Annotated in this window: 17 protein-coding genes; 12 read left to right on the top strand and 5 right to left on the bottom strand. The window is 57.2% G+C overall.

What is annotated here, in order from left to right:
- Window positions 1-202 precede the first annotated feature (202 nt).
- A complete protein-coding gene (locus tag HY010_07840; GenBank protein MBI3475630.1) occupies window positions 203-3781 on the top strand; it encodes a protein kinase in 3579 nt (1192 codons plus the stop codon).
- A 16-nt stretch (window positions 3782-3797) separates the two neighbouring features.
- Here the strand turns inward: HY010_07840 and HY010_07845 are convergent, their stop codons facing one another.
- The gene (locus tag HY010_07845; GenBank protein MBI3475631.1) at window positions 3798-4070 is read right to left on the bottom strand and encodes a DUF4242 domain-containing protein; all 273 of its coding nucleotides are present in this window, start codon (window positions 4068-4070) and stop codon (window positions 3798-3800) included.
- Window positions 4071-4099: 29 nt separating this feature from the next.
- On the opposite strand from HY010_07845, the gene HY010_07850 reads away from it, so the two are divergent.
- Window positions 4100-4684, top strand: a complete 585-nt coding sequence (locus HY010_07850) for an OsmC family protein (protein MBI3475632.1) — start codon at window positions 4100-4102, stop codon at window positions 4682-4684.
- 19 nt (window positions 4685-4703) lie between these two features.
- On the top strand, window positions 4704-5765 hold the full coding sequence (wecB, locus tag HY010_07855) for a UDP-N-acetylglucosamine 2-epimerase (non-hydrolyzing) (GenBank protein MBI3475633.1): 1062 nt from the start codon (window positions 4704-4706) through the stop codon (window positions 5763-5765).
- A 30-nt stretch (window positions 5766-5795) separates the two neighbouring features.
- Here wecB and HY010_07860 read toward each other — a convergent pair whose 3' ends face one another.
- Window positions 5796-9941 (bottom strand): choice-of-anchor D domain-containing protein, encoded by a 4146-nt coding sequence (locus HY010_07860; GenBank protein ID MBI3475634.1) that lies wholly within the window; start codon window positions 9939-9941, stop codon window positions 5796-5798.
- A 756-nt stretch (window positions 9942-10697) separates the two neighbouring features.
- On the opposite strand from HY010_07860, the gene HY010_07865 reads away from it, so the two are divergent.
- Window positions 10698-11078: a hypothetical protein gene (locus HY010_07865; GenBank protein ID MBI3475635.1), complete on the top strand. Its 381-nt coding sequence runs from the start codon at window positions 10698-10700 to the stop codon at window positions 11076-11078.
- Window positions 11079-11101: 23 nt separating this feature from the next.
- Here HY010_07865 and HY010_07870 read toward each other — a convergent pair whose 3' ends face one another.
- A complete protein-coding gene (locus HY010_07870) occupies window positions 11102-11851 on the bottom strand; it encodes a glycosyltransferase family 2 protein (protein MBI3475636.1) in 750 nt (249 codons plus the stop codon).
- 116 nt (window positions 11852-11967) lie between these two features.
- Window positions 11968-12330, bottom strand: coding sequence for a cupin (locus HY010_07875; GenBank protein MBI3475637.1), 363 nt, complete (start codon window positions 12328-12330; stop codon window positions 11968-11970).
- 136 nt (window positions 12331-12466) lie between these two features.
- On the opposite strand from HY010_07875, the gene HY010_07880 reads away from it, so the two are divergent.
- Window positions 12467-13468, top strand: coding sequence for a potassium channel protein (locus HY010_07880; GenBank protein ID MBI3475638.1), 1002 nt, complete (start codon window positions 12467-12469; stop codon window positions 13466-13468).
- Entirely contained in the window at window positions 13465-15036 is a 1572-nt protein-coding gene (locus tag HY010_07885; GenBank protein ID MBI3475639.1) for an NAD(P)H-hydrate dehydratase, read from the top strand. Before HY010_07880 ends, HY010_07885 begins: the two co-directional genes overlap by 4 nt.
- A gap of 62 nt (window positions 15037-15098) precedes the next feature.
- On the opposite strand, the gene xrtD is transcribed toward HY010_07885, so the two are convergent.
- Complete coding sequence (gene xrtD, locus HY010_07890; protein MBI3475640.1) at window positions 15099-16679, bottom strand: VPLPA-CTERM-specific exosortase XrtD; 1581 nt, start codon at window positions 16677-16679, stop codon at window positions 15099-15101.
- Window positions 16680-17244: 565 nt separating this feature from the next.
- On the opposite strand from xrtD, the gene HY010_07895 reads away from it, so the two are divergent.
- From HY010_07895 to HY010_07920, 6 genes are read left to right on the top strand one after another with little or no spacing between them, the layout of a single operon-like run.
- Window positions 17245-18081, top strand: a complete 837-nt coding sequence (locus tag HY010_07895) for a sigma-54-dependent Fis family transcriptional regulator (GenBank protein ID MBI3475641.1) — start codon at window positions 17245-17247, stop codon at window positions 18079-18081.
- A 29-nt stretch (window positions 18082-18110) separates the two neighbouring features.
- Window positions 18111-18716 (top strand): polysaccharide biosynthesis/export family protein, encoded by a 606-nt coding sequence (locus tag HY010_07900; protein MBI3475642.1) that lies wholly within the window; start codon window positions 18111-18113, stop codon window positions 18714-18716.
- Between the two features lie 37 nt (window positions 18717-18753).
- Window positions 18754-20151: a hypothetical protein gene (locus HY010_07905; protein MBI3475643.1), complete on the top strand. Its 1398-nt coding sequence runs from the start codon at window positions 18754-18756 to the stop codon at window positions 20149-20151.
- A gap of 35 nt (window positions 20152-20186) precedes the next feature.
- The gene (locus HY010_07910; protein MBI3475644.1) at window positions 20187-21773 is read left to right on the top strand and encodes a lipopolysaccharide biosynthesis protein; all 1587 of its coding nucleotides are present in this window, start codon (window positions 20187-20189) and stop codon (window positions 21771-21773) included.
- Window positions 21774-21782: 9 nt separating this feature from the next.
- Entirely contained in the window at window positions 21783-22739 is a 957-nt protein-coding gene (locus tag HY010_07915; GenBank protein ID MBI3475645.1) for an AAA family ATPase, read from the top strand.
- Window positions 22736-23626 carry a CpsD/CapB family tyrosine-protein kinase gene (locus HY010_07920; GenBank protein ID MBI3475646.1) on the top strand — a complete coding sequence of 297 codons (891 nt, stop codon included), beginning with the start codon at window positions 22736-22738 and terminating at the stop codon, window positions 23624-23626. Before HY010_07915 ends, HY010_07920 begins: the two co-directional genes overlap by 4 nt.
- Window positions 23627-23630: the final 4 nt, after the last annotated feature.

A 23630-nucleotide genomic window follows, 5' to 3' on the forward strand; every position in this document is an offset into this window, starting at 1 on the left:
TTTGGTGGCAGGTGCGGTCCCTTCTAACTGAATGTGCCGCCTGCTCATGCCCGCGCATACTGCCGCAGCAGAATGAGGTTGACCATAGCGAACGTCTGAAGATTGCCTTACGCCACATGAATTCGTAAATTGCTGAAAGTATTGGACGTGGAGGAACGTACTCAGCGATGTAAAATCAGCGCAATCGCTTTAGGGGTGTCTTATGGCTATAGATCCAGTCAAAACGGCCGGACCGATCCGGTTCGGTGGGGATTTTGAGCTGGACTTGCGCGCCTACGAACTGCGCCGCGCTGGCCGGGTCCTCAAACTGGAGCGTATCCCGATGGAACTGCTTCTCCTCTTGATGGAAGGGAAGGGGCAGATCGTGACCCGCGACCAGATCATCGCAAGAATCTGGGGCAAGGATGTCTTCCTCGATACCGACAACAGCATCAACGCCGCCATCCGCAAGATTCGCCAGGTCCTGAAAGACGATTCCGAGCAGCCTCGTTTTGTGCAAACCGTTATCGGTCGGGGATACCGGTTCATCGCGCCAATTACAGAAACACACGTCGAAGTTGCGGTCCCCCGAGCCATTCCCGGAGAAGACCTGATTGGCAAGGAGGTCTCCCACTATCGGATCCTCTCCAGGCTCGGCAGTGGAGGGATGGGCGTGGTCTACGAAGCGGAAGATATCCGTCTGGGGCGCAGAGTGGCGTTGAAGTTCTTGCCAGACGCTCTTGCCCATGATCCAAAGGTCGTGCAGCGGTTTGAGCGTGAAGCTCGGGCTGCCTCTTCGTTAAACCATCCCAACATCTGCACCATTTACGAAGTAGAAGAACATGATCGTCAGCGGGTGATCGTGATGGAGTTGCTGGAAGGGGAAAGCCTGACTCAGCGAATCCGCGAAGGGACAATCTCGACCAGTGACGTTTTAGATTTTGGGATACAGGCCTGCGAAGCGCTGGAAGCGGCCCATGCAAAGGGGATCATCCACCGCGACATCAAACCTGGGAACATTTTCCTGGTTGGCCGCGGCCGGGTGAAGGTCCTGGATTTCGGATTGGCCAAGGTGCTCCCCGAGCAAGTTGCTGAAGAGAATTCCGAGGCGGAGCCTCTAACAGAGGATGGCATCATCCCAGGCACAACGTGTTACATGTCGCCGGAGCAGGTGCGCGGAGAAACAGTGGACGCGCGCAGCGATCTGTTTTCCCTTGGAGTTGTGCTCTACGAAATGGCCACGGGCGAACGCCCTTTCGTCGCCAGGAATCGCATTATGCTGATGAATGCGATCCTGAATGCGAAGCCAACCGCTTCCAGCAAACTGAATCCATCATTGCCCGCCGCTCTGGACACGATCATCACGAGGGCGTTGGAGAAAAACCGAGAGAAGCGCTTCCAGCACGCCGCCGATATCTGCTTGGAGTTGAAGCGATTGAAGCAAGAGATCAGAAATGAACCGGCGCCGGTTGCAGTGGCGGCTCCTTCCGGACCACACCACCGCCTAGAACGCTATGGCTCGATTGTCGCCGCCATACGCGACCGCCTGCTGGAGAAGCCTACGAAACCAGTGCAAGCACGCCCGACGAATTTGCCGGTGCAACGAACCGGGTTTGTGGGACGAGAGAAGGAAGTCGCAGACGCAATCGAACTGCTGCTGCGTCCGGACGTACGCTTGGTGACGGTCACGGGGCCAGGCGGGATTGGCAAGACACGCCTCGCAGTGCAGGTGGCAAGCAGCCTGGTCCAGTATTTTCCGGGAGGTGTCTATTTTGTTCCGCTGGCCTCGCTGGGCGATCCGATCTTGATGGCTTCCGTCATCGTTCAGATGCTGGGAATCCGCGACTTTGGAACGCAGCCTCCAATCGAAATACTCAAAGAGGCGCTAAGGGAGCGGTTGCGCGCACCCATACTACTCCTCTTGGACAATTTCGAGCACCTGATTGCGGCTGCGCCCATTGTGGCAGAACTGCTGGCCACGGCGCACAATCTCAAGATCCTGGTCACCAGCCGCGCAGTCCTCCACGTATACGGCGAACATGAATTTCCCGTGCCACCACTGGCACTACCAGATTCGCGGTCGATGACTTCGATTGACGATCTCTCGAAGTATTCGGCAGTCGCGCTCTTCCTGGAACGTGCCGTTGCAGCCAAGCCGGACTTCGAACTCAACCAGGAAAATTCGTCCGCGGTCGCCGAGATTTGCGTGCGGTTGGATGGTCTGCCGCTTGCGATCGAGCTTGCAGCTGCCCGTGTGAAAGTCCTTTCCCCGTCGGCCATGCGCACGCGCCTTGCAAGCCAGTTACAACTTCTGACTGGTGGAGCACGCGACTTGCCCGTACGGCACCAGACCCTCCGAGCTACGATCGACTGGAGCTACGATCTGCTGAACGCAGCCGAGCAGCGGCTGTTCCGGAGATTATCGGTGTTCGTCGGTGGCTGGACACTGGAGGGCGCAGAAGCCGTTTGCGACACCAAAGGCGATCTCGACCTGGACCTGCTGGATGGAATGACGTCCATGGTGGACAAAAGCCTGGTACAGCAGGTCGAGCCCATGAATGGCGAAACCCGATTCGTGATGCTGCACACGATTCGCGAGTACGCTCTCGAGAAGCTGGAGCTTAGCGGAGAGAAGCCTGCGACCAAGCGAGCCCATGCCGCATACTGCCTGGTTTTGGCGGAAGAGGGGGCCAGCGAACAAAGAATCACAGAAGGAACCGGCTGGCTAGACCGTTGCACGATTGAACATGACAATTTTCGCGCGGCGCTCGATTGGCTGACAGAAAACAGAGAGACCGAGTGGGGCCTGCGCCTCGGTGCTGCCCTGTTTCGTTTCTGGGAGAGCGGCGAGTACCTCACGGAAGGACGGGACCGACTGGGCAAGTTGCTGAAACTGGCTGGACCCGAAGGGCGCACGAAGGCGTGTGCGCGCGCGTTCTTTGCCGCGGGTGTGTTAGCCAGCGCTCAACGAGACTACGCCTCGGCAAATGTACTCACACGGGAAAGTCTCGATATCGCGCGGCAGTTAGACGACAAGCTGGGTGTCGCCGTCTCGCTCAACGCGCTCGGCGTCCATGCGCGCGACAATGGAGAGGTTGAAGCTGCTCTTTGCTTGTTCGAAGAGTGCCTGGTTCTATGGAGGGAATTGGGCGACCGCCAAGCGGAGGCTCGGTCGATCAGCAACCTGGCGGGCGCTGTGAAATTGGACGGGGACTATACCCGCGCGTGCGCGTTGTACTCAGAATGCCTGTCCATCTTTCAGGAACTTGAAGATCACGCCGGGGTCGCGTGGTCGCTCAACTACCAGGGGGATGTTGTGCGCGCTCAGGGCAATTTCGAAGAAGCACGCACATTGTACGAACAAGGTCTCGCGATGTTTCGGGAACTCGGTGACCAATGGGGAATTGCGGGCACGCTTGCGGATATGGGAAGCCTGGCGAGGGAACAGGAAAGTTATTCGAGCGCACGCTCTCTGTATCGGGAAAGTATCAGGATCTTTCAGGATCTAGGCCATAAACGAGGGATCGCGCGCCTGCTGGAATGCTTCGCATGCGCCGCTGCAGTGCAACACGAAGCTGAGCGTTCGTTGCGACTGGCAGGCGCAGCCGCCGCACTGAGACAGACTATCGGCGCTCCTCTCACTACGTCAGAACAGGTCAAACTGGAAGCCAGCCTCGATCCGGCGCGGATGGCATTGTCTCCCGCACTAGCCGAGACAGCCTGGCTGGAGGGCAAGGCTTTGCCGGTGGAGAAGGCGGTCGACGAGGCCCTGCTGCCAGAGACAAGCACTCCCTTGCGGTGAAGAACTTGGCCAGCGGTTATTCGGCGGTTGTCGGATCAATCAGACGACGGACAGCGGAGACGCGGTTGGAAGGGATTCCCACACGCCGGGCGTGCTCATGGATGGTTGCCTCATCCGGCGCGAGATAGACACAGTACACTTTGTCGCCGGTTACGTAGCTATGGAGCCACTGGATCCCGGGACCCATTCCTCTGAGAACGCTGACGGATTTTTGCGATACTTCCCGGAGTTGGTCGGAGGTGAGATTTCCGGCTCCCGGGATTTCGCGTTCGATTACAAATTTGGGCATCAGAATTTCACTGTTGCCCAGATGCTAGCATGCAGTTAGAGGGGCTTCAAGGCGCCGAACGCGCTAACCGGGACCGAAGAATCAAAAAGAGGGAAGAGAGGCTGGTTGTGGACATTCGATCGCTTCAGAAACCGCTCAAAGATCAATACCGCAGTGACCCGAACGCGTCCCGCATCACCATCCGCGCGAAGGGTACGCAGACCGACATTCCGGTGACCTGCTCGGTCGATATCGGACGCGCCATCTACCAAGCCGAAGCTCACAAAGGAGTCGGTGGCGCTGGTGCTGGCGCTTGCTCCGGAGACCTTTTGCTCGGAGCGCTTGCTGCTTGCGCCCAGATTACTTGTCAGATGGTAGCCGCAGCGATGGCCATCCCAACCGAGAGCATCGCCGTGACGGCGGAAGGGGACTTGGATCTCCGCGGTACGCTGGGGATATCCAAAGAGGTGCCGGTTGGTTTTGAGACCATTCAACTTCAATTCGATATCGTTGCTCCGCAGGCAACAACCGATCAACTCCGCGCCCTGCGGGAAAAAACAGAACAATATTGTGTCGTGATGCAAACGCTAACGCGGCCGCCCAGTTTAGAGACGAAGTGGGCTGGACTCGGCTGAAATGTCGGAAGAACGGATCATGAAAGTATTCCACGTCGTCGGAGCACGTCCGAATTTTATGAAGGTGGCGCCTGTTCTTGAAGCGCTGCGGGCTCGCAAGAATGTGGTGCAGACTCTGGTCCACACCGGCCAGCACTATGACGCCAACATGTCGGACGTATTCTTTCAGCAACTGGACATTCCATCTCCTGATGTAAATCTTGCAGTTGGACCTGGTACGCACGCGACGCAGACCGCCGATATCATGACGCGGCTTGAGCCGGTCGTCGTGCAAAACCAACCAGACATTGTGCTCGTCTATGGAGACGTGAATTCCACGGTCGCTACCGCTCTGGTCTGCGCCAAGTTAGGAATTCGTGTGGGCCATGTCGAGGCTGGCTTGCGCTCGTTTGATCGCACCATGCCGGAAGAAGTGAACCGGTTGGTGACCGATCAACTGGCGGACCTTCTGTTCACTCCGTCGGAGGACGGCGACCAGAACCTTCTCCGCGAAGGGATTGCCTCTGGGAAAATTCATCGTGTCGGCAATGTCATGATTGACTCGCTGGTTCGTTTGCTTCCGATGGCGAAGGAATGCAGTACGAAGGGGTTTCCGGAGCGCTATGTGCTCGTGACTTTGCACCGGCCCGCCAATGTTGACGATAGCGCGAGTTTGAAAGGGATTCTAGAGTCCCTGCTGGATGTAAACGAGAGGATCGCAGTGGTGTTCCCGGTTCATCCGCGTACGCGCCAGCGGATTGCCGGCCTTGGAGTGCCGCTCGGTAATCTGCATTTGTGTGAGCCGCTGCCGTACATTGAGTTTCTTGCCTTGCAGAGTCGTGCGACTGCAGTGTTAACGGACTCGGGTGGCATGCAGGAGGAGACGACTTACCTGGGCGTGCCGTGTCTCACGCTGCGCAGCAACACCGAGCGCCCCGTCACCGTGACGATGGGTACGAATATTCTGGTGGGGCAGAATCGGCAGATGCTCACGGCGGAACTCACGAAGATTCTGGATGGCAAGGCCAAGCAGGGCCACATTCCACCCTTGTGGGACGGTCACACCGGCGATCGCATCGCCGATGTGCTGTGCGGTGACTGAGTAGCCAACCTGTAGAAATTCAAAACGCCTTTACGGCGACGGAATTACTGCTTGTACTTCATTCGAGTTTCCGCTCTCCACGTCATTTCCATCGACGGCGCGGGTCACGTAGAAATAGGTCTGTCCCGAGGAGACTGTGTTGTCGGTGTATGCCAACCCTGCATTCAGCGTTCCGTTGACTTTCGTATACGGCCCGCCCGCCACCGTTCCGCGATAGATGTTATATCCAACGACGCCGGGAGTCGTGCTGGCGTTCCAGGTCAGGTCAACACTGTGCGGCAAGGGCGCCTGGCCATTGCCTGTGAGTGTTTCGACGGTCGGCGAATTCGATGCGTTGCTGACAAAGGTGAGGCTGGCGTTGGCCGCGCCGGCTGCGTTCGGTGTGAATGTAACCGTGAAGGACGCGGACTGGCCCGCGGCAATCGTCTTCGGGAACGTAATCCCTGAGAGAACGAACTCGCTGCTGTTGCTGGTTCCTGACGATACTGTGACGGAAGCTCCTGTCGCGGTCAGGCTGCCGGGCAGTGCGGAACTCGCGCCAACAACCACGTTGCCGAAGTTCAGAGTGACAGGGTTGACTGCTAACGTACCCGGAGCTCCTCCCGTGCCAGACAACCCAATATTCAGCGTGGAGTTGGAGGCGTCGGAAATAATTGCCAGGTTACCGCTCACAGCCCCAGCAGAGACTGGCGTAAAGGTTGCAGTGAAGGTCACGCTCTGGCCCGCAGTCAGGGTTGCAGGCAACGTCAATCCAGAGATCGAGAAGCCGGTTCCCGTAACATTCGCTTGCGAAATCGTGACTGTGGTTCCGCCTGAGTTGGTCACTGTTTCTGAAAGATTCTTGCTGCTTCCGACCTGAACAGTCCCAAACGCAAGGCTGGTCGGATTGGCAGACAAAGTACCCGGAGCTACGCCGGTTCCGGAAAGGGCAATATTGAGATTTGGATTCGAGCCATTCGACGTGATCGCGACATTGCCGCTCGATGCTCCCGCAACCGTGGGTGCGAATTGAACCGCAAACGTTGTGCTCTGGCCGGGCGTGAGTGTCAGCGGCAGACTGAGTCCGCTGATGCTGTATCCGCTGCCCGTTGCCGACGCGGCGGAAATCGTGAGATTCGATCCACCGGAGTTGGTCAGAGTTTCGTTCAACGACTTTGAGTTCCCGATCGTGACACTGCCGAAACTCAAACTTACCGGATTCGGCGTGATCTGACCCGGGGCAACTCCAGTACCTGTCAGCGCGATGTTCAGTGGCGAATTGGATGCGTCAGACACGACGGCCAGGTTGCCGCTCACCGCACCGCCGACGGTCGGAGCAAACTTAACCGAGAACGTTACCGTCTGCGTGGGAGTCAAAGTTACGGGAAGCGTCAGCCCCGTGATGGAGAAGCCTGCGCCCGTTACATTGGCTTGCGAGATGGTGACGTTGACTCCACCGGTGTTGGTCAAAGTTTCCGACAGACTTGAGTTGCTGTTGATCTGGACATTGCCGAACGGCAAACTCACCGGATTCGCCGAGAGCGTACCCGCGGCGACGCCCGTTCCTGCAAGGGCGATGTTCAGCGTGGGGTTGGAACCGTCCGACGTAATCGTTACGTTGCCGCTGGCTGCTCCGAGCGAAGCGGGAGCAAACTGCACGTTGAACGTGGTGCTCTGGCCTGCGTTGAGCGTAACCGGCAACGTGAGTCCGCTCATGCTGAATCCCGTTCCGCTGGCGGATGCTGCTGAAATTGTCAGTGCCGTGCCGCCGGAGTTCGTCAGAGTCTCCGTCAGAGTTTTCGATCCGCCGACTGCCACGTTGCCGAAATTCTGGCTGGCGGGATTCGGAGTGATCTGCCCGGGCGTAACGCCTTTTCCGGAGAGTGGAACGGTCAGCGTTGGATTGCTTGCATCTGATGTGATCGTAAGATTGCCACTGCTGCTGCCCGCCGCTACTGGCGTAAATGTGGCATCGAAAGTGGTGGTCTGCCCGGCGGCAAGTACAACGGGCAAACTTGGACCGGTGAAGCTGAACCCGTTACCGGTCGCTGCCGCGGCCGAGATCGTAACCGTCGAGCCGCCACTGTTGGTGACGACAACCGAGACCGTCTTGTTGTTGCCGAGCGTCACATTGCCGAAAGCTACGCTGCTCGGATTCGCAATCAACGACCCAGGAGCCACTCCGGTACCGGTGAGAGCGATGTTCAATGGCGATCCCGGCGCATCAGAAACCATCGCCAGATTGCCACTGACGCTACCTGCCACGGTGGGCGCAAACTTCACGGTGAACGTCACAGCCTGATTCGGTGTCAGTGTCGTCGGGAGTGTGAGGCCGACCACGGACAATCCCGAGCCTGTAACCGTGGCTTGGGAAATGACGACGTTCGATCCGCCGGTGTTGGTCAGTGTCTCCGACAGAGTTGAATTGTTTCCTACTTGAACGCTGCCGAAAGCGAGGCTGGTTGGATTCGCAGAAAGCGCTCCGGGTGTTGTGCCATTTCCCGAGAGTGCGATGTTCAAATTCGGATTGGAGCCGTTGGAAGTGATGCTGATGTTTCCACTCGCTCCACCGGCCGAGGTTGGTGCGAACTGCACATTGAACGTGGTGCTCTGGCCGGCAGCCAATGTCAAAGGCAAAGTAAGGCCGCTGAGACTGAAGCCTGTTCCGCTGGCCGATGCCGCGGATATGGTGACACTGGTTCCACCGGAGTTAGTCAGAGTCTCGGTAAGCGTCTTCGTATTTCCTACCAACACGTTTCCAAAGCTCAGGCTGGCGGGGTTGGGTGCAATCTGCCCTTGCGTTACGCCGGTTCCGGTCAAGCCGATGTTCAACGGAGACCCAGGCGCATCCGAAACGATTGCCAATGTTCCGTTGGCTGCGCCCGCAGAGGTCGGAGAAAACGTTACGGTGAAGGCCGCGCTCTGACTTGGGGCCAGCGTGACGGGCAGAGTCAGGCCGCTGATCGAGTATGCCGTGCCGGTGATGTTGGCCTGAGAAATTGTGACGCTCGTTCCACCGTTGTTGGTGATCGTTTCAGATTTGTTGCTCGTGGTTCCGATTTGTACGTTGCCAAACGCGAGACTGGCTGGAGATGCGGACAACTGGCCCGGAGCGTTACCCGTTCCTGTGAGCGAAATATTGAGAGTCGGGTTCGATGCGTCGGATACGAGCGCCAGGTTGCCATTCACCGCTCCAGCGGAGGTGGGCGCGAACTTCACGTTAAAGGAAACGCTCTGGTTCACCGCGATCGTCGCTGGAAGGGTAAGACCACTGATCGAGAATCCCGCACCGGTGACATTGGCCTGCGAGATGGTAAGTGGCGATCCACCGGTGTTGGTCAACGTTTCGGACTTCGTGCTGTTGCTCCCCACGACGACATTGCCAAACGCGAGACTCGTTGGATTTGCACTCAGCGTCCCGGCATTGACGCCCACGCCATTCAGAGTCAACACGACGACGTCGGCTTGTTGGATCTGACCCTTTGCCTTTCTCCCTTGGGCTCGGGCCTGTGCGGAGGTTGTCGAGAACGTCACGCTGCCGCTGAAGTTGCCGGGCGAGGTCGGCGCAAACGTGACAGTGAGAGGTGCGGTGCCTCCCGCGTGCAGGGTAAGCGGCAATGCAAGGTTGCCGATCGTGAAACTGGCTCCACTCAAGGAAGCTTGATCGATGGTGAGATCAGTAGTACCGCTATTCGTTAAGGTTACGTTGCTTGCCTTGTTGGCCCCGACCTTGATATTTCCAAAGTTAACCGAGGCGGGACTCAAGGTGAGCTGACCAGGTTCGACACCCTCGCCAGTTACGTCCACGGAAGCCACAAATTGCTGGTTGTCGCCAAATGAAATCGTCTTGGTGACACTGCCTGCCACCGATGGCTGGAACTGAAGGCTGAACGGGGCGGCCTGTCCCGGACTCATCGTAAAAGGCAGCGTGATCCCGGTGACCTGCACAGTCGCATCGAGACCGCTGATTGAAACAATCGTGACGCTGGTAGTCTTGAAGTTCGTCAGCGTGTTCTGAATCGTCTTGCTGCTCCCCAAGGCAACTTTGCCGAAATCGACGCTGGGATCGGACACGACCACCGAGTCGTTGATCTGGTTCTGGTGTTTTCCGAGCAACTGACAGCCGGTAAGGGAAATGAGGGCAGCAGCGATCAGGAGGTAGCCAAGACTGGTTCGGCCTAACAATCGTACTTTCAAGAGTCCAGACCTCGTAAGTGCCGTAATTCACGCTTACGGCGGGGGAATTCAGGTCACAGGAGCCGTGCTGTACATGGCTCCCAACGAATTGATTGTCAAGGCCAGTACCGGAAATCGGATAGATTGCGGAAGGACTACGGAAAGTACGGAATCGTACACAGCACCATGGTTTGCGAAATTCCTTTAGGGTAGTTTGTGTTACAGCTGTGCACCTGCGGAATCACGAAAAGTACAATGTGCTGTTGTCCAGCAGTACATGGCCTGCGGAGTCTCCGAATTTACCGAAAAGCCTTGCCTGACGTGGCTTTCGGCCTGGCTCGGTACTTGACTTGCAATGCCGAAATCCATCTCGCGGCGTGCTCGGATTACTTGTTTCACGAGCCATCCTTTCCGCGGACAGAACCGCGCTGCGATCAAGGCTTTGTTCGGTTTCAAACCCTTCTGCGCATTCTCAGGCGGAAATGAAAAAGGTCAAAACTCGGAAGGGCATCTTGCGCGGAAAAATGCGTGGACTGGGCGAAAAGGTGCTCGCGATTTGATGACATGTGAAAACATTTTCCTACAACACCCCTTCCATGCGCTCCGACCGGGGTAAAGACGTGTTTTCGAGGGCGAAGGACACCGCCGCTCTTGTGGTTCTAAGTACTACAGCGAGTGGTTTTTCCGAGCCCGGGGTTAACATAGAATAGCCTTGCACGCAGTTGGCAGGGCGCGTGCACGTTTCTAAGGATCACGAACACCAGTGAGGGGACACCGATGAGATACGCAGCAGTACTGGCACTGGCTCTAGCAGGGTTGACGATGACCGCCTCTGCGCAGAAGCCCCAGAAAGTTAAGACCAAGCCGTCGCACAGCGAAGAAAAAGAGTCCAAAGGCAGTCACGCCGTGAGAGAGCCGGCCAACCGGACTTCCGCCGCCCAGGAACTCAAGCGTGTTGAACAGTCCGGTTCAAAACTTTCGGTGCGGAAGTCGGAGAACGCCAAACCCGCCCGTGTGAACCCGGCATTGCGGGCCCAGCGGAAAGATGCGAATCCGCCGATTCATTTTGCGTCCTCGGGTGGTTCAGGCAAGGGCGGTAAAGGCAAGGCGGGCGATCCCTACAAGGGACGTCTGCGGCACAAAGGAAATCGCCACTAGGGCGATCTCCCAAAAAAAGTTCGTCACGATATTGTGGATTGATCCCGGGCCGGGGCTGCTTGCACATCTGCAGCTTTGGCCCATGGTTCTTTCAGGGAATACTTCGCCAGGCAATACAGGGCTCGGACGCCGTCTTTCCATCCAATCTTCTTGCCCTCTTCGTAGGTGCGGCCGGAGTAGCTGATTCCCACCTCGTAGATCCGCAGTCGCCGGCGCGCGACTTTGACCGTAATTTCAGGCTCAAATCCAAAGCGATCTTCTTCGATCGGGATCGACTGAATCACTTCGCGGCGGAATACCTTGTAGCAGGTTTCCATGTCCGACAGATTGATGTTGGTCAGGCAATTGGAGAGCAGTGTGAGCGCGCGATTGCCCACCGAATGCCAGAAGTACAGCACTCGATGGGGGCCGTCACCCAGAAATCGCGATCCAAAGACAACATCGGCGCGTCCCTGGATGAGTGGCTCCAGTAAGCGCGGGTATTCGGCGGGATCGTACTCCAGGTCGGCGTCTTGAATGATGACGAAGTCGCCGGTTGCTTCCTGAATTCCGCGCCGGAGTGCTGCCCCTTTACCCATATTGTGTGGCTGGAGAAGCGTCCGGATTTGTAAATGTTCTTGCCCGAGTTCAGCCAGGATTTCTCGTGAGCCGTCGGTTGAACCGTCGTCTACACAGAGCAGTTCGATATCGATGGGGAGGGACAGGACTCTCCGCACGGCCTCGCGCACCGTAGCGCGCTCGTTGTACACCGGCATCACGACTGAGAGTTTCATACTTTGTGGCATGTTCATCGACCGTCAGACGAGTGGATGGTCGTCCGAATGGATCGTCGAACGTAGTCGATTGTAAACCGCCGGTCATGCCACGGCAGTATGGGTCGTCGCGATCCTTATGCGTCGCGATGAACAGTGCCTGGAGAGAATGCGGGCGAGCAAACCGCGATGTACTCCGCGCCTCCGCCGAAGGGAGTGGAGTAGCGCACCCATTCACCGCGGTGCGTGATCACCGCTTGACCAGCTGCTACGTCAATCTGGCCGTCCTTGTGCTGGACGCGGAGCGTGCCCCGTAATACCACTGTGTATTCGTCGAACTCCGGCGTCTGGCCCGGCTCTTCCCACCCTTCCGGACTGCGCATATGAGCCACACTGAGGCCGGACGTCTGGGAATTTACGCGGCCTACCAATTCGTCAATAATTTTTGGCTTCGTACCGGCGGCTTCGATGCGAGTGGGCTGCTGGATCAGAGTGGGCATAGTTTGTGGATCGTAACAACAGGGGCCCATCCACACAAGTCGGGACCAATCACTGCAAGCAGTCACGGCGGGAGATATACTCACGTGTTCGCCCAGGGACCAATGCTCTCCGAATGTCTCCTGGCGGCACGGCACGATGAGGAAGTTTCGCAATCTACGATTCATTGGCGGAGCGCTGCTGCTGGTAATGGCAGTCGGCACGGCGGGTTATCACTACATCGAAGGCTGGTCGTGGTTTGACGGCTTCTACATGGTCATCACCACGCTGACCACCATCGGATATCAGGAAACGCATCCGCTGTCTCATGCGGGCCGGATTTTTAACGTCGGAATCATTCTGTGCGGAGTCTCGCTGGTCTTCCTTGCCATCGGGGCACTGACCCAGGCTTTGTTAGAATTCGAGTTGCAACATTTCTTTGGAAGGCGGCGCATGGAACGCGATATCAGCCGGCTTACCGATCACTACATTATCTGCGGAGCAGGTCGCGTCGGACGCAGTGCGGCCCGCGAACTGGCGCGCCGTCCGGCGCCTTTCGTGATTCTTGAAAACAGTGAGGCCAAGGCGCAGAAATTTTCCGGCGAAGGCTGGCTCATGCAGATCGGGGATGCTACACAGGAACAGGCCCTTCGCGATGCCCGTATCGAATATGCGCGAGGGCTGGTGGCTGCCACTACTACCGATGCAACGAATCTCTACATTGTTCTTACCGCTCGCAGTTTGAATCCGAAGTTACGAATCATTGCTCGCGCCAGCGAAGACATGGCTGAGAAACATCTGATTTCCGCGGGCGCCGATTCCGTGGTTTCCCCCTACATTTTCGCGGGACAGCGCATCGCGCATTCGTTTCTGCGTCCGCATGTTGTGAGTTTTCTCGACACGGCCACCACGCATCTCGGCATGGACCTCGAAATCGGGCAAGTCGCGATCACGTCGACCAGTCCCTTTGCGGGGCAGACGGTGGAGAGTTCCCGCATCCGTCAGGATCGCGGCGTGATCGTGCTGGCCATCAAGCGGCAATCCGGCATGCGTTTCAATCCTGTACCGGACGATCGCATCGAAGCTGGAGACTTCCTGATCGCCATGGGTGAGCCACAGCAAATCCGTGACCTGGAGCGAAGGGCCAGTTCGAATCTATGAAGATCGTCAGCGCAGAGGAGATGCGCGAGATTGATCGCACGAGTTTGTTGCGTTTCGGAGTGCCCTCGCTGGCACTCATGGAAAACGCCGGTTCTGCCGTTGCAAATTTCATCCTTTCCGAATATCCCAACGCCAAACGAATCAGCGTCATCTGCGGAAAAGGGAATAACGGTGGTGACGGTTTCGTGGTCGCCCGCCACTTGGCGTCCTCGGGCCGCGTGGTGCGAGTTTTGCTATTGTGTGCTCCCGAGGACCTACGCGGAGATGCGGAGGCGATGTTCCGGAAACTCGGCATTCTTCCGTTCGTGGCGCGCGAAGCAAGCGCTCTCGAGTCGGCAGATGCCGCGCCCATCTTCAAGGTGGATCTACTTGTCGACGCCATGGTCGGCACGGGATTTCGTCCACCGATGAGTCCGATCTACGGAGCGGCGGTTTCCAGGATGAATGAAAGCGCCGTTCCGGTGGTTGCGGTCGACATTCCATCGGGCGCGGACGCCGATGCAATGGGCGAGCAGACGGGAAGGACCGCTCGGGCCAATTCGGTGGTGACCTTCACCGCTCCGCGTCCCGCTCACGTGTTCGGGACTCTAACGAATGGCCCTACGATCATCGCGCCCATCGGTTCTCCGCCAGAGGCCGTCGTGTCGAAACTCGGACTTCATTTGAGCACTCCGGCGGATTTTGCTGGACTTCTTGCGCCGCGCTCGCGAGCAGCCAACAAGGGCAGCTACGGACACGTGCTCGTCATCGGCGGATCGTTGGGCAAGGCGGGCGCCGCAGCGATGGCAGGATTCTCGGCATTGCGAGCGGGTGCTGGGCTTTCCACCGTGGCAACTGCAAAATCGGTTCTGTCGACTGTCGCAGGATTCCATCCTGAACTCATGACCGAAAGGCTGGAAGAAACAGATGCCGGGACGATCGCACGCAGTGCGCTGGATTCAAGTTTGTTTGCGTCGCTGGTGGAACGCAAGAGTGTGTTGGCGATTGGTCCAGGAATTTCACGCCACCCCGAGACGGCGGAATTCGTACGCGCTCTCGTGCAGAAGATCGACATCCCGTTGGTTCTCGATGCGGACTCTCTCAATGCATTTGAAGGCGCGACTGGCGAATTGAAAGGCCAAGGACGCACTCTCGTGATTACGCCCCATCCCGGCGAGATGGCGCGCCTTACAGGGACGACCATTGCTGCCATTCAAACCAACCGCGTAGAGATCGCAAGAAAGTTTGCCCACGAACACGACGTGATCGTCGTTCTGAAAGGGCATCGCACTTTGATCACTTCGCCAACTGGCGATGTGTGGGTGAATACAACTGGCAATCCGGGAATGGCGACTGGCGGCACTGGAGACGTGCTCACTGGAATGGTAGCGGGCCTGATCGCGCAGCATCCCCAACATGTCCTCGATGCGACCGCGCTCGCAGTTTACTTGCATGGACTCGCTGGTGATCTTGCGGTGGAAGAATTAGGCGAGGAGTCCGTTGTGGCCACCGACCTGATCAATTATCTTCCCGCTGCGTTCGCAAGAATGCGAGAGACCAGTTCTGCCGAAGTTCGCCTGCATAACTAAGAAACATTCGCTGTAGAGACGTGGTTTGCCTATCCTCTCCCGGGGAATTGTGGAAGACTAAATCAGCGCGGGATATAGCGGTTCAGTTGCGGAATCATCTCGTTGCCAAGACTCAGAAGACGAGCCTGCGCGGCGTCGGGAGACTCCTTCTCAAACATTGGCGTATACAGCCGTACCAGCGCTCCGTCACTCCGTCTCATCTGAATCGAATCTTTGATCAGGTAATACTTGGATACGTACTCGTTGGCCACTTCCCGGTCATGGGCCTGAAACCAATAGATCACCAGTTGCCTTTCTCCAGCTTTGGAAGTTACAAAGCGGTTCGCTGGGAAAGTCTTTCCATCGGGACGGGAAAGTTGAATAACAGCCCGCTGAATCGGAATCCACCCTGACCCTTGCAGGCAGTGATTCGGAGAGTGAAGCGTGTCGCCAGCCTTCTGACTGGGGAAGTAAGCGATCAGCAGATCGATCCAAGGCTGCGGCTGGCTTGGATTTTCAAACTCGCGGTGGATAAACTCGCCCGCTCCGAGTACGTCGAGAGTTTGCTGATCGATGGTCAGGTCTTGTCCCATCCAGGGGCCGAATTGATTGGGAAAGGAAGCCAAAGGTTCGCGCGAAGGGAAGATTTCGTTGCTGGAGCGGGAATGAGTCAGGAACGTAGTCCCCGCCATGAGGAGAACGACCGCCACAAAACGTCCAAACGCTGACTTCGCGGGAGTGACCGGTAGATTGGATACCGGCGCGACGGCATGCGTTGCACGTTGCCCGGGTTTCCATATCCGCATGATCAGGCTGTGTAGAGCAAAAAGCATGATGAGTGACGCGACGAAGATTAGCCATCCTTCGAAGGCATGCAAGAATCCCTGAGCCTTGTCTGGATCCCAGTACTGCACGATCAATCCCGTTCCAACAATGCGAAAGCTGTTGGCGAACACCGCAATCGGGACTGATGCGATGGCAAGCACGACTCGCACCCACTGCCGATCTTCCATCAGATAGCCGTAAATGATCGAGAGAGTCAGCATCGAGAGCAGGGAGCGGATTCCGCTGCAAGCCTGAACCACGTCGAGTTTCATGGTCGCGAGTTCGATCACATTCCCTTCGCGATGAACCAACACGCCAAATAGCGGGAGTGCAGTGCTCGCCACCTTCGATGCAAGAATCTGGAGAGGGAAGGTTATCTTTTGCAGCACGATCGTGGGGATCGGGATCATCAACAGCAGGAAGGCCCAGGGGAAGAACACTGCGCGGAATAGTGGCCACCCATGAAAGAGGACGATCAATCCAGCCAGCATGAACAGTAACGACACTCGGGAGAGAAACAATTCCGCGCCGAATTCTCCAAGGACCATCGTGGCGAGCCCACCGACGATCAGCGCCAGTCCAGTCCATGACGGCGCCAGCTTTACGTTGCGCAGCTTCTCGCGATTCCTCCAGAGAACAAACAGGGCAAAGGCAGGCACGAAGATTCCATGCTGGAAGTTCTTATCGCTGGTCCATTGTGTGAACAAACGGGAGAGAACATCGGCGTACAAAAAGGCGAGGAGTAGCAGCAGTGCAACTCCCTGCCATACAGGGAGGCCCGAGAAAAACCTACGCTCCTTGTTAACGGCCAGAGGGGCCACCTGTACTGAATCAGCCATTACTCGTTGGATTCGAGAATATGCGAAAAGATAGGCCTGTGCAAATCTCGTTTCATTGAGTTGCAGAGCGAGGCCTTGTACGTTTCATGACCCGTATTGCCACCACTGATCGGCCAATAACAGAAGGGGAAAACGAGGAAAACTAGTTCCATCTCGTGCCCAAAGCCCCGCACATTCCACGAGGGTTTTAGAGAACCTGCGCTAATCCAACAGGTTAGGACTTGCGCCCCAAGTAAGGGCATGGAAATTGCCGTCGCGCTTTGGGTAATATGGGAAAAATGTTTCCCATTTGTCCGCAGCGATGGTAGGGTAAGGGTGAGTCATAAGTGCAGGACCTGATCGCAAGCTATTGAAAACGAAGCAACTATTCATTCGCTCGAATGTTAGGTGAACTGGCTTGGATGGCAGCAGGTGTGCACTATGGGACTGTGCAGTCGTCTCCGAGGCTCGTCCCCCCTGCGCCCGGACAGAACCAGCAATGGACATCAACAGTTCCCGAATACCGACCAGTATCGGAGCCTCGCATAGTGGCCTGCGCCCCTGGCGGGAAAGCGTTAGCTCAGGGATGCGCACGGTTGAGGCCGTCATCCGTGAGTTATCGCAGAACGATGTGCCGGTATTGGTGGTGGCGGAGTCCGGGTCGGGCAAACGAGCGGCAGCCGCTCGTATCCACGCGCTGTCAGATCGTGCCCGCGAACCTTTCCACGAGTGCCACGCCAGCCAGGCTACCAGCGACCTTCTCGCGAGCTGGAGCGCGGAAGGCGGAACCGTTTATTTGCAGGATGTCGGAGATTTGGATAGTTCAACCCAAAGTGAACTCGTGCGGCAGATTGGTTCAGGTGGCGAGGAGGTCAACGGCGTGCCGCGGTTCATCTGCGGAACGTCCCGCGAACTGGAAGCGGACGTGAAAGCGGGAAAATTCCGCGAAGACCTTTATTACCGGATCAGCGGAGTGTGTTTACGCCTGCCACCACTGCGCCAACGCAAGGAAGATATTCCGGTACTGCTCGATTGGTTTCTGTCGGAAGCTGCGCGTGATTTTACCCGCGCGGTTCCAGTTCTCAGCCCGGAAACGCAAGGATTCTTTCTGGAATATCACTGGCCGGGAAATATTCGCGAATTGAAGGACGCGGCTCGGGCCATTGTGGCTTTGGGAGACGAATCGCTCGCCATGGGTGGCTTGCGATCCCTTCTGCGCCGGGTGGATCGCAGCAACGGAGAGAAGGTTTCTCTCAAAGAGGCTGCCAAAGCGGCTTCCCGCGAAGCGGAAAAGGAATTAATCCTTCAGGTTTTGACCAAGACACGATGGAACCGGCGTCGCGCAGCCCAGGAATTGCAGATCAGCTACAAGGCGTTGCTTTACAAGCTAAAACAAATTGGATACCAGGAATACGGCGCATAGGTGATCGAAGAATGTTTACAGGAGAAGATATGAATCGAATTTGGAAAGCAGCGGTGGCGACCGTGCTTTTAAGCGCGGGATTGGCGTTGGCCCAGGATGCCACCCCCACGCAGCCCGCGGCGACGGGCTCCCCCGAAATCGTATCGGCAGCCGGAGCGGACTATGTGATTGGTCCAGAAGATGTGTTGCATGTTGCCGTCTGGAAGGAAGGCGACCTGACCGCCACGCTGCCCGTACGGCCTGACGGGAAAATTTCATTGCCGCTCCTTAATGATGTTGCGGCCGCCGGACTCACGCCGATGCAGTTGGCCGATTCGATCACGGAAAAGCTCAAGAAGTATGTTGCCAGCCCACGCGTGACGGTAGTCGTGACCCAGATCAACAGCAAGCGGGTCTACCTGGTGGGAGAAGTGGGACACACTGGGGCTACCCCGATGCTGCCCAATATGACCGTCCTGCAGGCGCTATCGAGTGCTGGCCTGACGCAGTTCGCCAACACCAAAAAGATCTACGTAATGCGGATGCAGAACGGCAAGCAAGTGAAGCTTCCCGTGAACTATCGCAAGCTGGTGAAAGGCGAAATGATGGATCAGAACTACCTGCTGCAACCGGGAGACACGATTGTTATCCCGTAAGCGGTCGAGATTGCGTCAACGATCTAGGGTGGAGACGATGGCATATAAACGGACAATCCCGGCGCTGGTCGTGCTACTCGGAATGAGTGTGTGCGCTGTGGCCCAAGATAGTTCCACCGAACGCACAGGTCCTGTGCCTGCTCTCGGACAGACAGCGCCGATCCTGAATCCGGACAATCCTCCGATCTCGAGCCTGGATGAGTCGGGACTGGACATGCGCAGTGCCTCGCGCAGTTTTGTTTCGTATGGTCTTTCGGTCAGCGAGACGGCCGACACCAACGCCAGCAATGAACTGGAGCGCCAGGGAATCAGCTCTGTAACACACGTGCTTGGCGCACTTGATTTGCAGCGCTTTTACGCCAAGACGGACCTGTTTGCCGAATATGTCGGCGGCGGAGCGTTCTACTCCAATGCCACCCGTTCCGCGAGTCAGTTGCACGCGGCCGGAGTGATGGGAGTGACGCGCTGGCGCAGCGGACGTCTGACTTTGCGCGACTCCTTTAGCTACCTGCCGGAGGGTTCGTTCAGCGTGGGCGCTTTCGGAGGAAACCCCGGACTCGGTATTGCAACCGGAGGCGGCGCATCTGGACTTGCCGGCGGTGGATTGCCGGGTAGCCACTTCTTTGGCAACGGGCAGTTCGGTTCCGTCGGACTTACTCCGCGACTGACGAACAGCGCGTTTGCGGATGTCGTGCAGAGCCTGACGCCGCGTTCCGCATTTACGGTGGCGGTGGGTTTCAGCAATGCCCATTTCTTCGATAACACGGACGCGCTGATCAACGGCGACAAAGTGATGATGCAGGCGGGCTACAGCTACATGCTGGGCCGTCGCGATCAAATCGGCGTGGTGTATGGCTTCCAGCAGTTTCGTTTTCCGCAGGACGTGGGTGGTCAAATCGATGCCCAGATCGCCAATTTCCGCTGGAGCCACACGATCAGCGGAAGAATGACTTTGATTGTGGGTGTTGGCCCGCAGCGCCTCACGTTTGAGGATCCATTTCTCGGTAGTGTGACCCGTTGGTCTGCAAACGGAAGGGCTGTACTGCGCTATCGTTTTGTCAGAACCTCGGTCGCGGCCACGTACGAAAAATTTACTTCCGATGGCTCGGGCTTTTTTGCGGGAGCCGACACGCAGGCTGCCCGTTTGGGGATCACACGTCCGCTGGCGCGCACCTGGGAAATCTATTTTGATTTCGGATATGCCCACAACCGCCGGCTGCAAGCTGCCTCGCCCAATTTTGATACGGCAAATACCTTTGACCACGGTTTCTCTCGCGTTCTGTTGCGCAAGCACCTGGGGCGCGAGTATTCGGCATTTGGAGCGTACCGATTTAACGACTTGGCATTTAATGGCTCCGTTGCCACGCGCAGTTCGGAGCGCCACATGGTAACGGTTGGCATCGAATGGCATCCCCGGCCAAGCAGGCTTGACTAATTTTGGGCCGCGAAGCGGCCGGAATGGTGAACAGCATGATTGAGAATCGCGATTTATCCATGGACGATTATCTGGCGATGGCACGGCGTCGCCTGAAGATCATTTTGATTCCGGCGCTGCTGGCCCCACTGGCTGGCTACCTGGTGTCCTTCGCATTTCCACCGAAATATGTCTCGCAGTCTGTGGTGCTGGTAGAAGCTCAGAAGGTTCCCGGCGCGTACGTGCAGCCCGTCATTACGTCCGACTTCATGCAGCGCCTGACGACCATGCAAACGCAGATACTGGCGGGAAACCGCTTGCGTCCGATGGTGGAGCGTCTCGGCCTGGCGAAGCCGGGTGAGGAACAGGCGGTGATCAAGGAAATCCGCGAGACCATGCAGGTATCGCTGCTCACGGCCGATATTTCTGGTACAACCGGCCCAACCTCCGGGTCAACCAAGAAAACCAAATCCGCGAAGCCAAATGCCAATGCGACGCCCGTGCCCGGTTTCACCGTCAGCTATACGTCAAACAGTCCCCGCCGAGCCCAGGAGATCTGTAACGAGCTGACGGGAATGCTGGTGCAGGAAAACCTGCTGACACGAACGCAGACAGCTCAGGGCACCACCGACTTTCTGAGCCGCCAGGTCGACGAAGCCAAGCGCGCGTTGGATGATCAGGACGCCAAGCTAGCTGAGTTCAAAAGAAAGAACATGGGCCAGCTGCCCGGGGATGCCGAAAATAATGTGCGCATCCTCATGTCCATGAATTCGCAGCTCGACGCCAGCACCCAGGCCCTGGGTCGCGCCCAGCAAGACAAGGCGTATACCGAGAGTTTGCTCGCGCAACAATTAGCGGCGTGGAAGAGCTCGCAGTCGAGCAACAACCCGCAGACGATGGAACAGCAGTTGAACCTGCTGCAGACGCAGCTGATGCAATTGCAGGCACGCTACACCGACGATCATCCAGACGTCATCAAGACCAAGGCGGATATCGCCGAAGTAAAGAAGAAATTGGCCGAGGTCAACAACGCAGCCAATACGGTCGCGGATACCACCCAGAAGGCAACTGCCTCGGAGCCGCCGGAGATCCGGCAACTCCGTAACCAGGTTCACCAGTACGAAAACGTGATCGCGCAGGCGTCGGGTGAACAAAAGCGCATGCAAAGCCAGATCCAGGTTTATCAGAACCGCAGCGCGCTGAGCCCTGGGATCGAAGAGCAGTACAAGTTGCTGACCCGTGACTACGACAACGCTTCGACCCTGTACCGCGATTTGCTTACCAAGAAGAGTTCGTCGGAGTTGGCTGCCAACATGGAAAGCCAGCAGCAAGGCGAGCAGATGAGCGTCCTGAATCCCGCCGGACTGCCGTCTGATCCGAGTTTCCCGAATCGTCTGTACTTTGCGGGCGGCGGATTGGGCGCAGGTCTCGCGCTCGGAATGGCGATCGCTGTCTGGCTGGAAGTTCGAGACCGGTCGATCCGGACTGAAAAGGATGCGGCGGCTGCCATGGATCTTCCTCTCCTCGTGTCCGTGCCGTGGGTAAACGATGAGGAGCCCGAATCCAACAACGGTCATGACAAGCGAAACTTCTGGGGACGCAGTAACGGCGCATCACCCGCTCGGGAGAAGATCGAGGTCTAAGGCAAACGTATGTATAAAGAGTTTTTTGGGCTTCGAGCCAACCCGTTCAACGTGAATCCGGACCCGCGTTATCTGTATTTGACGCGGCATACGGAAGAAGCGCTGGCGTGTCTCACCTACGGCATTCAGAGCCGCAAGGGCTTTGTGTTGCTGACGGGCGAGGTGGGTACCGGCAAGACGACGCTGATCAACAAGTTGCTGGAGTGGTTGCGTCTGCAGCAAGTGGCGACGGCGTTCATCTTCAACTCGCGGCTGGACACCTCGCAGTTCCTGGATTTCATGATGGCCGATTTTGCCATCCCGTGCGATTCGAAATCGAAGAGCCAGGTATTGCAGCGTCTCTATAACTGGCTGCTCGATCGCTATCGAGCGGGCGAAACTGCGGTGCTGATCGTCGACGAAGCACAGAACCTGTCGGATGAAGTGCTTGAAGAAATCCGGATGCTCACAAATCTGGAAACCTTCACCGAGAAGCTGCTGCAAATCGTCCTGGTAGGACAGCCGGAATTGGAACAACGCCTGAAGCAGCCTCAGTTGCGCCAATTGCGGCAGAGACTCACTTTGCGCGCCAAAACGCATCCTTTCAATCTCGAAGAGACCAAGCTCTACATCAACCAGCGCTTGCGGATCGCTGGATCGAACGGCGATTCGATATTTGAGCCGGAAGCGGTGGCCGCACTATTTCGCTACTCTCTCGGCGTTCCCCGTGTCATCAACCTGCTCTGCGAACACTGCCTGGTCAGTGCGTTCGTCGATCAGAAGAAAACGGTGTCCGCGGAAATCGTGGACGCAGTCGCCAAGGATTTCGATTTGAGCGACGGTATCAGCGCCGGGGCAGTCACTCCGGTTGTGCCGTCGACATCTGCTGAAAGATTTGATTTGGTAGAAGCACTTCGTACGTTGGCAACGCTCGCTGACAAAATCCGTCAATCCGAACAAGATCTCCCCAAAGAGAGGAAATTATGAGCCGCATCCATGACGCTTTGAAACGCGCCGAACAGGAACGTGCAACTTCAATGGGGGGATCCGTCGAGCCGACCCTGGCGCAGCCTGAACTGCAGCCGGTCAACATGCCGGAGCACGCGCACACGCAAACCGCGGTGATGCCGTCCTCGGGTTTCAGTTATGAAACCCTGCTGGCGCGTTGTCCGCTTTCCAAATGGAATCCGGATGAACGCACCATGCTGTTCTTCCAGGACGACGAGAATCGGCGGGGCGCGGAAGAATTCCGTACTCTGCGATCGCGTCTCTATCAGATTCGCGAGAAGATGCCGCTGAAGCGGATCATGGTGACGAGCGCGCTGCCGAAAGAAGGCAAATCATTCGTTGCCGCCAACCTGGCGCAGGTCATCGTGCGTCAGCACGGTCGCCGCGTTCTGCTGGTCGACGCTGACCTTCGCAGTCCGGGCATGCATCGCCATCTGGGTGCGAGCCAGACGCCGGGACTGTCCGACTATTTGCTCGGTGAGTGTGACGAATTTGCCGTCATGCAGCGTGGGCCGATGGAAAACCTGTTCTTCATCCCCGCGGGAAAACAGGCATCCGGTGCGCCGGAACTGCTCGCGAATGGCCGTTTGAAGCTGCTTATGCAGCGCGTCGAACCGCTGTTCGACTGGATCATCATCGATACTCCTCCCGTGATCCCGGTCGCCGACTCAACACTCTTAGCGAACTTCTGCGAAGGCGTGCTGATGGTGGTGCGCTCGAATTCCACGCCTTCCGATCTTGCCCGTAAAGCGCGCGAGGAATTTCAGGACAAGCTGCTGCTCGGTGTTGTGCTCAACGGTATTCCCGCCGATCAGCTCCCGCAGTCGCGGTACTACTATGGCGACGCAGTGACGAGCCACGTTTAAGACG

Source organism: Acidobacteriota bacterium (genome assembly GCA_016196065.1).
GTDB lineage: Bacteria > Acidobacteriota > Terriglobia > Terriglobales > Acidobacteriaceae > Acidiflorens.